The sequence below is a fragment of the Catenibacillus scindens genome, from assembly GCF_014202115.1.
Lineage (GTDB): Bacteria > Bacillota > Clostridia > Lachnospirales > Lachnospiraceae > Catenibacillus > Catenibacillus scindens.
The window spans coordinates 36,325-50,761 of record NZ_JACHFW010000011.1 but is presented as its reverse complement, the minus strand read 5'-3'; the positions used below and the strand labels follow the sequence as shown (position 1 = coordinate 50,761).

The 14,437-nt window shown below is 50.7% G+C and carries 16 protein-coding genes; all 16 read right to left on the bottom strand.

The window, feature by feature from the left end:
* Positions 1-12: 12 nt before the first annotated feature.
* Complete coding sequence (locus tag HNP82_RS12685; RefSeq protein ID WP_002596233.1) at positions 13-855, bottom strand: ATP-binding protein; 843 nt, start codon at positions 853-855, stop codon at positions 13-15.
* Complete coding sequence (locus HNP82_RS12680) at positions 852-1,586, bottom strand: replication initiator protein A (protein WP_087325174.1); 735 nt, start codon at positions 1,584-1,586, stop codon at positions 852-854. Before HNP82_RS12680 ends, HNP82_RS12685 begins: the two co-directional genes overlap by 4 nt.
* 132 nt (positions 1,587-1,718) lie before the next feature.
* Positions 1,719-2,105, bottom strand: a complete 387-nt coding sequence (locus tag HNP82_RS12675) for a cysteine-rich VLP domain-containing protein (RefSeq protein ID WP_002596231.1) — start codon at positions 2,103-2,105, stop codon at positions 1,719-1,721.
* A complete protein-coding gene (locus tag HNP82_RS12670; protein ID WP_002596230.1) occupies positions 2,095-3,720 on the bottom strand; it encodes a relaxase/mobilization nuclease domain-containing protein in 1,626 nt (541 codons plus the stop codon). Before HNP82_RS12670 ends, HNP82_RS12675 begins: the two co-directional genes overlap by 11 nt.
* Complete coding sequence (locus HNP82_RS12665) at positions 3,692-4,090, bottom strand: plasmid mobilization protein (RefSeq protein ID WP_002596229.1); 399 nt, start codon at positions 4,088-4,090, stop codon at positions 3,692-3,694. The genes HNP82_RS12670 and HNP82_RS12665 overlap by 29 nt, the downstream gene beginning before the upstream one ends.
* 497 nt (positions 4,091-4,587) lie before the next feature.
* Entirely contained in the window at positions 4,588-4,800 is a 213-nt protein-coding gene (locus HNP82_RS12660; protein WP_002586615.1) for a helix-turn-helix domain-containing protein, read from the bottom strand.
* Entirely contained in the window at positions 4,793-5,215 is a 423-nt protein-coding gene (locus tag HNP82_RS12655; protein ID WP_002586616.1) for a sigma-70 RNA polymerase sigma factor region 4 domain-containing protein, read from the bottom strand. The genes HNP82_RS12660 and HNP82_RS12655 overlap by 8 nt, the downstream gene beginning before the upstream one ends.
* Positions 5,216-5,386: 171 nt before the next feature.
* The gene (locus HNP82_RS12650; RefSeq protein ID WP_002586626.1) at positions 5,387-6,154 is read right to left on the bottom strand and encodes a class I SAM-dependent methyltransferase; all 768 of its coding nucleotides are present in this window, start codon (positions 6,152-6,154) and stop codon (positions 5,387-5,389) included.
* Positions 6,155-6,204: 50 nt separating this feature from the next.
* On the bottom strand, positions 6,205-8,124 hold the full coding sequence (gene tet(W), locus HNP82_RS12645; RefSeq protein WP_002586627.1) for a tetracycline resistance ribosomal protection protein Tet(W): 1,920 nt from the start codon (positions 8,122-8,124) through the stop codon (positions 6,205-6,207).
* A 640-nt stretch (positions 8,125-8,764) separates the two neighbouring features.
* Positions 8,765-8,905 (bottom strand): Maff2 family mobile element protein, encoded by a 141-nt coding sequence (locus tag HNP82_RS12640; protein ID WP_008394645.1) that lies wholly within the window; start codon positions 8,903-8,905, stop codon positions 8,765-8,767.
* Positions 8,906-9,274: 369 nt separating this feature from the next.
* Positions 9,275-9,919 (bottom strand): ABC-2 transporter permease, encoded by a 645-nt coding sequence (locus HNP82_RS12635; RefSeq protein ID WP_183775343.1) that lies wholly within the window; start codon positions 9,917-9,919, stop codon positions 9,275-9,277.
* Positions 9,916-10,779, bottom strand: a complete 864-nt coding sequence (locus HNP82_RS12630; protein ID WP_183775410.1) for an ABC transporter ATP-binding protein — start codon at positions 10,777-10,779, stop codon at positions 9,916-9,918. Before HNP82_RS12630 ends, HNP82_RS12635 begins: the two co-directional genes overlap by 4 nt.
* Positions 10,779-11,156 (bottom strand): GntR family transcriptional regulator, encoded by a 378-nt coding sequence (locus HNP82_RS12625; RefSeq protein WP_177696141.1) that lies wholly within the window; start codon positions 11,154-11,156, stop codon positions 10,779-10,781. Before HNP82_RS12625 ends, HNP82_RS12630 begins: the two co-directional genes overlap by 1 nt.
* A gap of 106 nt (positions 11,157-11,262) precedes the next feature.
* Positions 11,263-13,116, bottom strand: coding sequence for a VirD4-like conjugal transfer protein, CD1115 family (locus HNP82_RS12620; protein WP_183775341.1), 1,854 nt, complete (start codon positions 13,114-13,116; stop codon positions 11,263-11,265).
* Complete coding sequence (locus HNP82_RS12615; RefSeq protein WP_183775339.1) at positions 13,113-13,583, bottom strand: PcfB family protein; 471 nt, start codon at positions 13,581-13,583, stop codon at positions 13,113-13,115. The genes HNP82_RS12620 and HNP82_RS12615 overlap by 4 nt, the downstream gene beginning before the upstream one ends.
* A 40-nt stretch (positions 13,584-13,623) precedes the next feature.
* A complete protein-coding gene (locus tag HNP82_RS12610) occupies positions 13,624-14,430 on the bottom strand; it encodes a hypothetical protein (protein WP_183775338.1) in 807 nt (268 codons plus the stop codon).
* Between the last annotated feature and the right edge of the window lie 7 nt (positions 14,431-14,437).

Genomic DNA, 14,437 nt, shown 5'->3' with positions numbered 1-14,437 from the left:
GCAATACTCCTTTCAGTCGGTAATCAGTTTCTTCATGCTCTCCATTTTCCGCTTGGCGGTTTCCTGCCGGAAGTTGTCGCCGGTAAAGCGTACCGGGACGCACATGGAAAGCAGGCGGTCATAAATCCGGGAATGGGCGGTGTCCTCCGGGTTGTGCAGGTCGTCCAGCGTAAGGTTGGTCGTGACGATCAGCGGCTTGCCGCTGCGGTAACGGCTGTCAATCACATTGAACACCTGTTCCAGCCCGTATTCCGTCCCGCGTTCCATGCCGAAGTCGTCAAGGATCAGCAGCGGATAACGACAAAGGCGGGAAATGTACTCGTTGCGCCCCTCAAAGCTGGCGGCAAGGTCATTGAGGATAAGAGCAAAGTTCGTCATGCGGACGGGGATTTCTTTCTCCATGAGGGCGTTTGCGATACAGCCTGCAAGGTAGCTTTTGCCGGTGCCTACGCCGCCCCAGAACAGGCAGCCGATATTGTCTGTCCGCATATCTTCCCAATGCTCCACATACCGGCGGGCAAGCCCGGTCTGCGGGTTCCTGCCGTTGTCGTTCTCGAAAGTCCAGTCCCGCATGGTGGGGTCGGTAAAGCCCCGGCGTTTCAGTTCTTCCACGGTGTCAAGGTGTCTGCGCCGCTTTTCGGCGGCTTCCCGTTCCTCGCGGGCGGTTCTCTGGCAGTCGCACTCTGCCGGGTGGCGGTCGCGCCCGAAGATAGCGGCCTTATCCGGCGCAAAATAGGCTTCTTTCGGCTTGCGGCACTTGCCGCAGTACAGTAAACCGTCCTCGCCGGTGTAGTCCTCCGGCTCCGGGATGGTGGTCGTCATATTCTCCAAAACCGCGTTGATTTCATTCTTCATAAACTCTCGCCCTCCTTGCATGAGTAGTCTGGTATGCCCTTTTTAGGGGCTTCCTTTTTGTCGTTCCCCGCCCATATCCGCAGGGCGGCGGCATAGTTCTGGTAGCTTTTCCCGTTGGCGGCAAGGTAGCGGCTCATTTCCTCGATGAACCGTTCCAGCCTGTCAGGGTACTCTGCCTGCAACTCGTCGTATTCGGTCTGTGACAGAAAAATATTTCCATATCGGCCATAGGGCGCGGACGGCCCCCCACTCACTCCCTTTGTTTGGCTCTCTGTAAGGTTGTTTATAGTAGTTTGGTTAGGGGACGGTTTTCCGACCATCATAAGGTCGGTTTTCTGACCATCAGTAGGACGGTTTTCCGGCTCTATGAGGGGCGGACTTCCGGCCATCAGTTGGTCTGAAAACTGTACCTGTGGCACTGGCGGTACTTTGACATAAAGCCGGTTCGGTGCGGAGAAGCCGCCCCGTTCCCGTTCCAACAGCCCCGCCGTGTCCAGTTCATTAAGCGCCCCCTTGATGGTGGTGCTGCCTTTATCCAGTATTTCTGCTATCTCCGCGATGGGATAGATAATATAAATCCTGCCCTCGTCGTCCAGCCACTTGTTTTTCTGGGAGAGGGTGGAACGGTCTAACAGCAGCGAATACAGCAGCTTGGCGGTCTGTGAAATCTCCATTTTCAGCAGGAAACGGGGATACGGCAGATAGGCGGGCAGCCGCGTGTCTGCCCTGATATAATCAGCGATAGGATCACCTCCCTGTGTTCGGGTTGATTTTGGCGTATTGTCACGCATTAAAACGCCGTTTCCGGGGGAAAAGGATAAATGTATCGCGTACCCTTTGACACCCACGAAAAAAGCCTTGATTTATGCGGGTTTGAAAGGCTCTAAAGCGTGACATCTCTGCCTTTGTTTCCGCTTTCTCTCGGCGGCTTTGATTTTCTTCATGCGCCCGGCGCAGTCGGGGCAGTATTTTCCCCGGTTGGATTTGGGGACAAAGGCCGCCCCGCAGACGGCACACCGTTTCCGGCTTCCCCGGCACAAGAGGGCTGCGGCCAGCTCCCCGTCAAGGGGCAGGACAGCCACACGGAACCAGTGGCACATGAGGGAAAAGGAAATGCTCTGGACGCACACGCAAGGCTCCCCGTCGTCCAATAGCAGGCAGTTCCCCTCATCGTAGTTACAGCACTCATGTACCAGCCGCCGCGCCCGCCGGTGCTGGCGGTAGTCCATGTGGGGCAGGTTATCGCTCATGGCTCTGCTCCTTTCTGCGGTGCGGCTCGTCCCGGCGCAAAATCTGGTCGATGTTCCGCTTGACGGTCTGCAACTCCTTGAACCGCTGTTTCTGTTCGTGATAGGTGTTATACAGGCCGTCTTTCTCGGAGATAAGCTGCTCGATCTCGGCCTGCAACGCTTTCCGGGCGGGCAGCTTGGTAATGCCATGCGCCTTGAAATACCGGGCTGCTGCGTCGGCTATGATAAAATCGCTCTCATGGGCCTGCCGGTATGCGGCGCGGGCTTTCTCGGATTTCTGTGCCCGCAGCCCGTCGCGGGCGGCCTTGGTCTGGGCGTAGGCCAACACCTGCCGCTGCAACTTCTTTTTCCCTTGCAGCTTCGTTTCCAGTGCTTTCAGTTCGCCGCTGGTCTGGCGCATTTTCTGATAGGCGGTGTCAACGGCGGCTTCTAACTGCTCCGGGGAAGTAAAGCCGTATTGCTGGTAGACGGACAGCGTTTTGGCGGCCTGCTTCAGATTGTGTATCTTCGCCCAGCGTTCATAGCCCCGGCCTTTGCCCTCGGCCATTTTCTGCTCAATGTCCACAAGCCGCTGCACTCCGTCCTGTTTCGGGGCGGCTATCTCGGCTCTGGCAACCTGCAAGCGGTCTTTTATGGTGCGTGGGGGATCGGGGGATCTGGCTGGCGCTTCGGCTGCTCTGGCGGCGTTTTGCTCTAAAACGGCAAAGACAGCGGCGCGGTCAAAATCGTCGCCCAGCTTCCGGGCGGTAATTGGCTTTGTCCTGTCCGGCGTGAGGTAGGAAAGCCGCCCCCGGCTCTCCTTGACGGTCACACCCTCCTGCAGCAACAGAGAGGAAAACTCGTCAAAGCTGGCGGCGGTGGCAAGGGCTTTCCGTAGGGTCTGCCGCAGCTTCTCCTTGTTCGTTTCAAACTTGGTCTGCCGGGGCGTGATACTATCGGCAATCATGGGGGCGTTCTGCTTGTCCAGCGCGGCCTGTCCCTTTTTCTGCGCCCAATACTCCCGGTCGGTGACGCGGTTCTTGCTGCCGTTCAAGAGGTCGATTTGATAAAGCCCCTCCCGGTGGCACATCTCCATGACTTCGGATTTGAAGTAGCGCAGGGCAGCGTCGGTACATCGGTGCTTGCAGCCGACTTTCGTATCGGCCGGCCTGTCCATGTAGGGCAGGAACGGCACTTCCTCAATCCGCAGGCTGTTTATGACGATATGCACATGAATGTTGCCGCTGTGGTTATGCCCGTCCGGGTGGGTGCAGACAAGGGCCTGGTGGCCGGGAAAATGCTCTTTACAGAATTGTTCCCCCAACGCCTGCGCCCGGTCTACGGTCAGGCCGTTGTCCGGCCCGTCCCGCGGGTCAAAGCTGATGATGTAGTGGTGGCTTTTCACATCTTCCCGCCGCTGGTTTTTCTGATAGCGGAGATTGGCCCGCATACACGCAACGGCAAAATCCTCCCCGTCGCAGTTCAGCGTGGACAGCCGGTAGTCCTCGCGGGGGATAAGCCTGCCGGTTTCATCAAGGACGGGCTTCATGGTAAACTCGTCATGCTCAAAGAGAAGATATTGCTCGGCGGCTCCGTAGTCGGCGTTTTTAGAGTTGATATGCTTGAGTGTTGCCAACCGCGTCACCTACTTTCTTGAGGACTTCATACTTGAGGACGGCAAGGTCGGATATGGCGGCGCGTACCTCGCCGGAAAGGGTGTTGTAGGGTACGCCGTATTCGTTCAGATACCGGGCAATCTGATTGAGGTTGCCGCCGATCCTGCCGTACTCGGCTGTCAGCTTCCCGACAGCGGAAAGCAACTCGTCATTGACCGACGACACATGGACAACCGGGCGTATGGTCGCCCGCCGTATCGCCTGCCGGAGAAATTCGGACTGGCTGATACCATAGGGCGCAAGCCGCGCTGTGAAGTCGGCATACTCATCTTCGGACAGCCGGGTTTTCACAACGCGGCTGCGGTGGGGCGTGTTGTATTTCTTTCGCATGGTGTGACCTCCTTTCTCGCCCGTAAGGGCGCATGAGCAGGGTTTGGGGAAGGCACTCCCCAACAAGTTTCCCGCGAGGGGCAAAACTGCAGAATTGCGGATTTTGGCACCGTGGTAGAAACTTGCTCTCCGTGACTGCAAACTTTCTCTCACTTCCGTCCGCCACTTTTTTGGAAAACTGCAACCACAAAAGTTTGTTTCTCTTTTTCTGCTACTACTAATCCTGTAAAGGGCATTCCTGCCCGCTTTCGCTAAAATGACACCGGACGCAGTGGTTTCTACCCGGTGTTGGAGAAATCCTTTCTCTTTGCCCTCTACTACGGGTAAATGCTCCAAATGCCAAACACCAGGGCAGAAAAATTCCCTCCTCGCTTACTACTACAACCGGCAGGGGGCAAAATGGCCGGGAGCGGAGCCGGACAACAAAAAAAGCAGTAAATCTTTTTCAAGACTTACTGCTTTCGCTGGCCGCGTCGGTGGCGGCTGGTATTCAGTTTTTATGACTTGTCCGGTGGTTCGTCAAGCCGGAACTTGAATTGACAGTCAATTAACCGCTGCTTTACATAGTCCTCCACCTCGGCGTTGACCTGCCCGTTCACTTTTGAGAAATAGCGGATATATCCGGCGTAGTGGAGCAGGACAGCGTTCACGGCTTCTGGGTCGCCCTCACGGGCTTTGAGGATTGTTTCATAGGGGAGAAGTCTACTCATACCGGCTCACCCCCATTTCTTCGCGTAGCCGCTGCAAGGCAAGCTGGATATGCCGCCCCGCTGTGCTGCGTGACCGGCCAATACACGCGCCGATCACGCGCTGCGGCTGGCGCAGAAAGTAATAGCGCAGGATTTCTTCCCGCGTCTGCTCCGGCAAAACAGAGATCGCGTCGGCAAGGGCGGCGTTGCAGAGCAGGACGGTCTGACCGCAGACGGTAAATGGGTATTCCTCGTCCGGCTCCGACGCGGCAAACTGGACAAACTTCTCGTTCATCAGATAGTCAAGGGAAACTTGCCGTTCCCATTGCCGTTTAAGCTTCAAAATCTTGTCCAAGGCGGCACAGCGGATAACAGTCTTGCAAAAGGCGTTGTACCTGCGCTGGATATATTCTTGATAGGCTATCTGGTCGGTCATGGAAATTCCCCTTTCTGAATAATAGTGCGGGGCGGTGGCACTTCTTGCTGTCGCCCCTTGATTGCCTACCAGCAAAGGCGGGCGGGGCTGTCAACGGCTGCGCATATGCGCCGTTCATCTTGACCGTTGACTGGCTCGGCTGGGTTTGCTATTTACCCGACAAACTTGAATTTATTTTAAGCTATCACGTTTTACCTTCTTAAGCCTTACTATCATTACCATAGGAATTTCTTTGTTGGTTTTAAAACATTCTTCATAAAATCCATCAATGACAAATCCAGCTCTAAAACAAAGGTTAAAAATATCTTGTATGGAACGATGATAATAAATCTGCTCTTTCGGTTGCCCTTCAATCGCTATATCATAGTAACTGTGCGGTGTCATATATTTTTCAGTCAACGTGACAAAACAAGGGTGTTGCGTTGCAAAGACAAAAATTCCGCTTTCCTGCAACAGTTCATAAACAGCCATAAGAAGTGGTTCAATATCCGTAATATCCATAATTGCCATATTAGAAACTGCTTTCGTAAAGGCTCGATTTCTTTTTAATTCTAATATACTTTTTCTATCGGTCGCATCCGCCACACAAAATTCAATTTGTTTTGCATATTGTGATTGCCGTCTTTTAGCCAATTCTATCATTTTTTTGCTGTAATCAAAAGCGACAACCGAAGCGCCTCTTTGTGCAAGATACGAAGAATAATTTCCATTGCCACACGCAATATCCAAAATGTAATCCGCAGGATTAGGAGATAGAAGTTCCGTTACTTTGGGACGCACTACCTCTCTGTGAAATTCATTAGATTCGTCACCCATTGCATTATCCCAAAATTGTGCGTTCTCCTCCCAGATTTTTTTACTTTCCTCTGTTCCCATGTTCTCTCCCACTCCCCAAATTTGCTTTTTTGCTTCCATTAAATCTTCCTTACTATATTCCATTGTTACCCTCCATAACTTCTGATTGTTGCCGTCTTGACGATTATGTATCTTTACATTACCTTCTGAAACATATGGCGCACCTTGTCCAGGCGGCTGTTTGGACGGCGGGGCTGGATGACCGGCTGACCGACAGCGGCCTGATATCCTTTCAGCTCTGTAAGGCATACGCTCCGCCCGTTGGTGTAAAAGGCCAGATCAGTACGGTATGCCTGTATACAGCGGGCGGGAATCTCGCCAGTAAAGACAACTTCATCCTTTTTTACCTGGGCCGTTTCGATGGTGGCACAGTATTTCGGTGCATCATGATAAGCCCTGGAAAGGTATTCCTGGGGCGCATAGAGGATGAAGGAGAGATAAGGTTCCAGCAGCTGCGTCCCCGATTCCTTCAATGCCTGTTCCAATACAATCGGGGCCAATGAGCGGAAGTCCGCCGGCGTGCTGACCGGACTGTAATAAAGCCCGTATTCAAAGCAAATCTTACAGTCCGTTACGTTCCAGCCGAACAAGCCCTGCTCCAGCCCGTAACGGATACCATCCCTGACAGCGTTTTGAAAACTCTGGTTCAAGTATCCCAGCGAAACCCGGCTCTCGTATTGTACACCGGAGCCAAGCGAGAGTGGTGTAACAGACAGTCCTATGGATGCCCAAAACGGGTTGGGCGGCACCTCGATATGGATGGTGTGGCTGGCTGCTTTGAGCGGCCGCTCCATATAAATGACGGAGGGTTCCTTTACCACTGTTTCAAGCTTGTATTTTTCCGACAGCAAAGCGGAAACAACCTCCAACTGCACCCGGCCCAAAAAAGAAAGAATGATCTCATGGGTGATGGAATCCACTTCGCAACGCAAAAGCGGGTCAGTATCCGCAAGTTGCGTAAGAGCGTCCAGCAGCCGTTCTCTTTGCGCTGCCGTTTTCGGCGCAATCGTCGTCCGCAGCATGGGGAGGGGGTCCTCGCGCCACCTTTTACGAGGGAGCCGGGTTTGGTCCCCTAATACATCGTTTAACCTCACGCTGTCGCTGGGAAGGATAACAATTTCACCCTGATAAGCGGTGTCTGTCCGAACAATTTCCCCTTTGGATGGAATACGCATCTCTGTGATTTTCAGCTTTTCTCTCCCGGCCAGGGCCACCGTATCCCGCAGGCGCAGCGTTCCGCTGTATAACCGTAGATAGACACGCCGCTGGCCGCAATCGGTGTACTCAACCTTGAAAACGCTGCCGCATAGGGCGGCGCCCCCCTGTTCCCCAATCGGTTGGAACAGCCCTGTCACCGCATCCATCAACGGTTGAATGCCAAGGCCATTTTTGGCGCTGCCATGATAGACTGGGAACAGGGAGGCGTCTTGAACCCGCTGCTGTTCCTCCCGCGCAAGTTTTTCCCGGCTGATTGGTTCTCCTGCGATATACTTTTCCAATAATTCATCGTTATTTTCGATGACCGCATCCCATGCTTCTATGTCGGTATTTTCCTCCAGGACTATTTCCGGGGACAGCGACACCGTCTGCTTGATGATAATATCGGCGGAGAGCTTATCCCGAACAGACTGAACCACGCTCTGCAAATCAACGCCAGCCTGGTCGATCTTGTTGATAAAGATAACGGTGGGAATGTTCATTTTCCGCAGGGCATGGAACAGAATACGGGTCTGGGCCTGCACGCCATCTTTAGCGGAGATCACCAAGATGGCCCCATCTAAAACAGCCAAAGAGCGGTACACCTCCGCCAAAAAATCCATGTGGCCGGGCGTATCCACAATGTTAACTTTACATCTGTGCCACTGGAAGGAAGTGACTGCCGCTTGAATGGTAATCCCACGCTGCCGCTCCAAAAACATGGTGTCCGTCCTCGTTGTCCCTTTTTCGACGCTCCCCGGTTCTGAAATGGCTCCGCTGGCATATAGCAGGCTCTCCGTCAAGGTCGTCTTTCCAGCGTCTACATGGGCAAGAATTCCAATATTGATTATTTTCATGTGATTGTCCTCCCTTTACAGCCCCAAAGGGCATAAAAATCCCCAGCAGTAAAATACTTTTACCACTGGGGATTATAAGTTGCGGACATACACATATACAGCATACACCTGTTTGTGATTGCTGTTTTTGGGGATATGTCAAAATTGATAAGGCAAAAGTATTCTTAAATTGGGTACAAAAAACTAAGCCCCTACAAAAGGAGCTATCATAATCCTTTGTTCCCACTATTTGATTATAGTTTTATTTAAGAATACCTTGCCGCATATTTTTTACTCCTTTTCTGGATTAAATCATTGTATCACATCAGTTTTAGGAAAGCAAGTACCTAAAAGAAATTTTTCTTCCCCTTATATGTAACAATCATACCGGCTTCCTAGCGTTCAGAATGTTTTCTGCTGTCTGCTGTGGTGTTTGGTTGGAATTGTCCAACCAAAAGCCGATCCGTGGTGTTGTCTGCATTTTACTAAATACAAATTCAATGTATACAGAAAGATATAAGGAGTGGGAGGGATTCCGCCGTAGTTGGCATTGTAGGAAAATCCAAAAGTTTAGATTTTCCCACAATGCTTATCTTTTGGTCTTTGGTTCGGAATAGTGTAGTGCTGGCGGTCTATCTCTTGTTTTCGGTTGCTTGCTTCCTTACCGTACATGAGCATTAGCTCCGGGATTGTCATTTCCATATCCTTCCAAAAGGTTAATCACGCCCCATGCGCCCAAACCGGCGCCCAGCGCAACAACCAAGATCTGCAGGGTATCAATAGCAGAAGTGAAAAAACTCATATTAGGGTAATTACCTCCTTATCAAATGAAAAATGATAGTGTTGTGGCCGTTTTTGGCCTGAAACGCAAAAAAACCGCCCGCTGCTTGAAGAAAAAACAAACAGCGGGCGGCGAGCGCAGGCGTATATCCTGCGGACTGTGAGTAAATTCAGGAGAATCACGGCTCCTTACCAATAGGCACCTCCATTCTTTATAAATCCACTCCATCAAAGCGAACCAATCCTGTGATAGAAAAGATTATTTAGACGAAAAAAGCAGGAAATCAAAAAGATTTCCTGCTGAATAGCGCCGCCTGAAGCGACTTAGATTATGCTTCTATAATGTGTATATACTGCCACTTTCCATCAATAGCAGTTTTCGATGGATTGTTTATTCATACTTTCTTTTGAACAGTGTAACGGACAGTACATAAGACAGTACGAAAAGAACGATTACACTGATAAAGCCGATTGCCATGCTCAAATCAAAGTTTTCTACAATAAATCCCATGATTGCGTTGTTTGTCACTCTGGACCAAATTCCGAGCACGACCAGCAGGATAATCAGAATGAACATCACCGCAAATCCTGCATTGACACCCAACCAATAGTTAGATGGCAAAATAAAGGCAAGGAACAGCAGCACAACACAGAAAGAGGCTACCGACAAGAAAAGATAAAACCCATATTGATATGCCGGAAAGCAGAAATAGGAAATGGTGTTTACTACAAGTGCAACGCACAATCCAATGGTAGCACCGATCCCTGCAAAGGCATACCGGCTGGTAACGATTTGCTTTTTGGAAAGTGGCAGAGCAACGGCATATTTACCCCATTTCCACTGTTCATCGGAGTTTGCAAGAGTAATAATCATAGAAGCAATTTCCAACGGAACAAGAAGAAAGCTGATGTAAATAGAGCCAGCTCCTTCCAGAATAATCATCAGCGCTGCGATAATGGCAAGATCCATGATAAGGCGGGCAATCCCGTATTTTTTCTTGACTGTCAAAAAGTCTTTTGTCAGTAACCCTTTCATTTCATTTCCCCCTTTACATAGAACAGCATAATTTCTTCAATCGTGGCTGGCCCGACGATTGCATTGGGATATTGTTTTGCAGCCTTGTTGCGATCTTTGACCAGAACCTTAAATTGATAATCCTCCTTGCGATAGGCAACGATTTCAGATTTATCAAGTACATCAAATATAGCTGCACCACAATTTAAGATCCCATAATTGTCGATCAGTTCATCTTTCTCATGGGAAAAGATCAGTTTCCCTTTATGGATGAAAGTGATATAGTCTGCAACCTTCTCCAAGTCGCTGGTGATATGCGAAGATACCAAAACAGAGTGGTTTTCATCCTGCACAAAATCAATAAGCATATCCAGCACATCATCGCGGATGATAGGGTCCAGACCGCTGGTGGCCTCGTCCAAAATCAGAAGTTCAGCGTTATGAGATAATGCCACAGCGAAGGCCAGTTTCACTTTCATGCCTTTGGAGAAGTCTTTGATCTTCTTATCTTTTGGCAATTCAAACTTTTCAAGGTGTTGACGGTAGGTTTTCCAATCCCAGCCGGAGTAGATACCAGACATGAATTTTCCAATCTCCTCTGGCGTGAAAATATCGGGAAAGTGGTTCTCATCAAATACAACGCCCAGCTTATCCTTAATCCCAAGTTCGTCAGCGATATGGTCTTTACCAAAGATGAGGACTTGACCGCCGCTTTTCTGCGTCTCATTCAAAATGCAGTTGATAGTCGTAGACTTGCCAGCTCCATTTTCGCCTATCAACCCCATAATTACGCCGCGGGGCAAAGCAAAACTCACTTTATCAAGGACAAAGTCGCCATAGTCTTTCGATAATTCTCGGATTTCTAAAACATTATCGGTCATCATTCATCCTCCTGATACATAAGTGTAAGTAATTCTGTCAGCTTATCCAGAGATATTCCGCTTGTACGGGCAATCTCGATTGCCTCCGCAAATTTTTCTTCTATCCTCTTTTGCTGTTCTTCCAGATAGAAGTCTTGATTTTGCGCCGATACATAGCATCCTTTTCCGGCAGTTATTTCAATAAATCCATCGTCTTGCAGGCAACCGTATGCCTTTTGAACTGTCAAAATACTTATATGCAAGGATTTTGCCATAGCTCGTACTGATGGGAGTGCTTCACCGGCACTCAACTCGCCGCTCATAATGGCAGCCTTCACCTGTGATGCAATTTGCTCATATAGCGGCTGGCTTGCCTTGTTGCTTACGACAATCTCCAAATTCTCACCCCTAACCGTTCTATACTGTATTAACTGTATTATTCTATGATTACAGTATAGAACGGGATAGTGCAAATGTCAAGAGGATAAAACAAAAAGAAAAAACTTATTTGTCTATTTCTTCATTTCCTTCTGTCAGTTCGGACGGGCTGATCTCATAATTGAGGAACAAATCGTCCGGCTTCACCCGCAAGCGGGTAGACAGGTATTTTTCTATATCAAACGTATTTTTCGGGTTAAAATCCGAAAGGTACTTATAATGGGGGTGTTTTGTAATATCGTACTTTCTGGACAGGAAGGGCCGGACGCCGCGTACCTGCAGCAGACACTTCCCGCCGTCCATCACAGCCAGCTCGTCCATGGACATCAGATCTTTGCCCAGTTTTTGAAAGTTCTGGCCGTGGGATTCCTGCGTGCCCTTCGTGACGCTGGTGTTATACATATCAATGGTTTCTTTCCCCAGCAGGGCGCTCCAGCTTTTTAGGGTGGTTTCTTCCTTTCCTCCCAGGAATAAGCTGGAATCACAGTTGCCGATGATGGTGTCCATGTTATCCTTATACAGTGCTTTCAACTGGCTCTGCGCCTGCAGCACCAGGCAGGCCGAAATCTCTCTGGACCTGATCGTTGCCATGAGTTTTTCGAGGTTCGGAATCTGCCCAATGTTAGCCGCCTCGTCGATCAGGCAGCGCACATGCACCGGCAGCCGGCCTCCATACTTATCATCCGCTCTTTCGCAAAGCAGGTTGAAAAGCTGCGTATAGGCCATGCTCACCAGGAAGTTGAATGTGGCGTCCGTATCGGAAATGATAAAGAACAGGGCTGTTTTCCGGTCCCCGACCAAATCCAGCTCCAGCTCGTCATACATGGTGATCTCCCGGACTTCCGCAATATCAAAAGGCGCAAGCCTGGCTCCGCAGCTAATCAAAATCGACTTCGCTGTCTTGCCAGCCGCCAGCTTATATTTTTTATATTGCCGGAGGGCGAAGTGGTCCGGGTCTTTCTGCTCCAAAGCGTCAAAGAGAAGGTCAACCGCGTTTTTGAACGATTCATCATCCTCCCGGACCTCCATGGCATTTATCATTTCTACCAAAGTGGAGAAGTTCTGCTCGTTCTTGGGAGCCTCATAATAAATGTAGCCGATCAGCGCCGTATAAAGCAATGTTTCGGCCTTCACCCAAAAATCGTCCCCGGATTTTCCTTCCCCTTTGGTATTGGCGATCAACACTGTTACCAGCTTTAATATATCCTTCTCCGAATGTAGATACGCGAAGGGATTATAGTGCATACTTTTCTTAAAGTTAATGGTATTGAATACCTTGATCTGATAAGGCTCATAAATGATCTTGCCTTTCTTATTGCGTAGGGGCTTTCCGTCCTTGCCCAGCCTGGGAGAACCGCGGGAGAGCAGCTTTCCGCACTCCACCAGGACAGTGCCCTTCGGATCTGTCACTACATAGGAAGAATGGAGCTGCATCAGGTTCGGTTTTATGAAAAAACGGGTCTTGCCGGAACCGGAACCGCCAACCACCAGCACATTTTTATTCCGGGAAAAAGCCGGATTTTTGGGCCTGCCGGACATCATCAACCCCTCCGTCTGGGTTAGGATGATGTTGTTTTCCGGCTTGGGGTCCATAAAGGGGGCAATATCCGCCTTTGTGCCCCAGCGGGCGCTCCCGTATTCCACATCCTTCCGGTATTTTTTGGCATTTTTCCCTTTCACATAGACCACCAGACGGACCAGCGCGACGCCGATCAGCCCAACCAGCCAGTCAACCGCCGCGCCGGGCATAGAAGTCTGAAAGGCCAGGGTAAAGCCATCCGCCAGCCCCAGCAGCTTTGTAGAAGCGTCAACACCGGGGGCCAGCCGTACCGCTTCGCCAACCTTGGCAAAGAACCAAAGGAATATAAGATAAGGAAGGTTGGGCAGCACATACTTTTTCAGAATATCCGTCATCTTCATCGTTCCGGCCCTCCATGCTCCTTGTTTTTTACAGGGTCGCGGGCCATCTTTCTCGCCATCTCTTTGAATTTCGATAGCTGGGAGAGAAGGGACGGCCTGTTTTCGCGTTTTACCGTCTTTTGCGTATATTTCTTGAAGGCGGCTTCAATCGCGTCAGCCTGGCTTGCCTTAAAATACACGGTCCACTTAGGCGGGGAAACGCTGATGTCTTTCTCCACATGGTAGCGGACTTTATATTTCTTTGCGTATCGCTCAAAAGAGCGAATCCGGTCCTCAACCTCGATCTTATGGGCGTCCGGCGTCTGCGCCGTAAGCCGGCGCATACTGTTCCGGCCGACTTTTGGGGTAGTGCGCTCTTTTTCAATCTTCCGCAGGGCGGCGGCAACAGCGGCCCGCATCACACGGCCCGTCAGTTTTGCGGCCTGGACCGTTACGGATATGGATTTCCGTTCAAGTTCTTCCTGCAATCACATCCTCCTTTCGCATGATATATATAATAAGTAGAAATCACCGGACCTCCGTTTGGAGGGTTTGCTGCCGGGGCGCCTTTTCAAAGTCTTTGGCCGCCTGCGCTACCTGCACACGGGCATGGTCGAGAAACATTTTCAGCATGGATCGGGGGGAATCCCTTTCCACCAGCTCACCGGTCATGCCGCTGCACGCGTCAGGCAGGTAATCCTCAATGCCTTTTAAGGCTTCCTCGTTACTGCCGATAAAGCCCCAGCAGCTATCCTCCAGCTCGCCGTCTTTATACAGTTCAAAACCATACGCCTCGCCGCGAAGGTAGGAATCGTAATATTCCACCTCGCCGCGCATACGGTCCTCCGCTTTCTTCCGGATAGCGGCAGTGAAGGTCTTGCCGCCAAACTCCCGGAGGGCATCTTCCTTGGAGGCGTAGATCCATCCGACCTGCCCGCTGTCCCAGGGGCAGGAAAAGCCAGTGGTATTCATGGTAATGCCGCTGTGGTCGTAAAGATACAGCGGCAGCATAAGGAATTTCTGTGAGATCACCTTCATCAGCCGTTCATCCACCTGCCGCTCATAGGCCGGAGAACCAAAAGGGGCTTTGATCTTGTAATTCATCAGGTCCAGCGCCCGCTCATAACGATGGGCGCCCCGTTCATCGTCACCCACTGTTTTCAGGTAAAGGTCCCGGAGAAAGTCATCTTTATCTATGTAATTGTGATGGTCGCCCAGGTGATAACGCCGGTGGAAACAGACCATTTTCCCGAAATTATCATCCTCACGGGGATTGAGCGGGTCATCGTCCGGCTGGATCACCAGCACATACGGGCCGCGTGTCGCTGTCAGCATCTTTGGC

What these genes read in the sequence shown, in the direction of transcription:
- HNP82_RS12685 (WP_002596233.1), bottom strand. Translation starts at nt 855, where the DNA reads ATGAAGAATGAAATCAACGCGGTTTTGGAGAATATGACGACCACCATC.
- HNP82_RS12675 (WP_002596231.1), bottom strand. Translation starts at nt 2,105, where the DNA reads ATGAGCGATAACCTGCCCCACATGGACTACCGCCAGCACCGGCGGGCG.
- HNP82_RS12665 (WP_002596229.1), bottom strand. Translation starts at nt 4,090, where the DNA reads ATGCGAAAGAAATACAACACGCCCCACCGCAGCCGCGTTGTGAAAACC.
- HNP82_RS12660 (WP_002586615.1), bottom strand. Translation starts at nt 4,800, where the DNA reads ATGAGTAGACTTCTCCCCTATGAAACAATCCTCAAAGCCCGTGAGGGC.
- HNP82_RS12655 (WP_002586616.1), bottom strand. Translation starts at nt 5,215, where the DNA reads ATGACCGACCAGATAGCCTATCAAGAATATATCCAGCGCAGGTACAAC.
- HNP82_RS12650 (WP_002586626.1), bottom strand. Translation starts at nt 6,154, where the DNA reads ATGGAATATAGTAAGGAAGATTTAATGGAAGCAAAAAAGCAAATTTGG.
- HNP82_RS12640 (WP_008394645.1), bottom strand. Translation starts at nt 8,905, where the DNA reads ATGAGTTTTTTCACTTCTGCTATTGATACCCTGCAGATCTTGGTTGTT.
- HNP82_RS12635 (WP_183775343.1), bottom strand. Translation starts at nt 9,919, where the DNA reads ATGAAAGGGTTACTGACAAAAGACTTTTTGACAGTCAAGAAAAAATAC.
- HNP82_RS12630 (WP_183775410.1), bottom strand. Translation starts at nt 10,779, where the DNA reads ATGACCGATAATGTTTTAGAAATCCGAGAATTATCGAAAGACTATGGC.
- HNP82_RS12620 (WP_183775341.1), bottom strand. Translation starts at nt 13,116, where the DNA reads ATGAAGATGACGGATATTCTGAAAAAGTATGTGCTGCCCAACCTTCCT.
- HNP82_RS12610 (WP_183775338.1), bottom strand. Translation starts at nt 14,430, where the DNA reads ATGCTGACAGCGACACGCGGCCCGTATGTGCTGGTGATCCAGCCGGAC.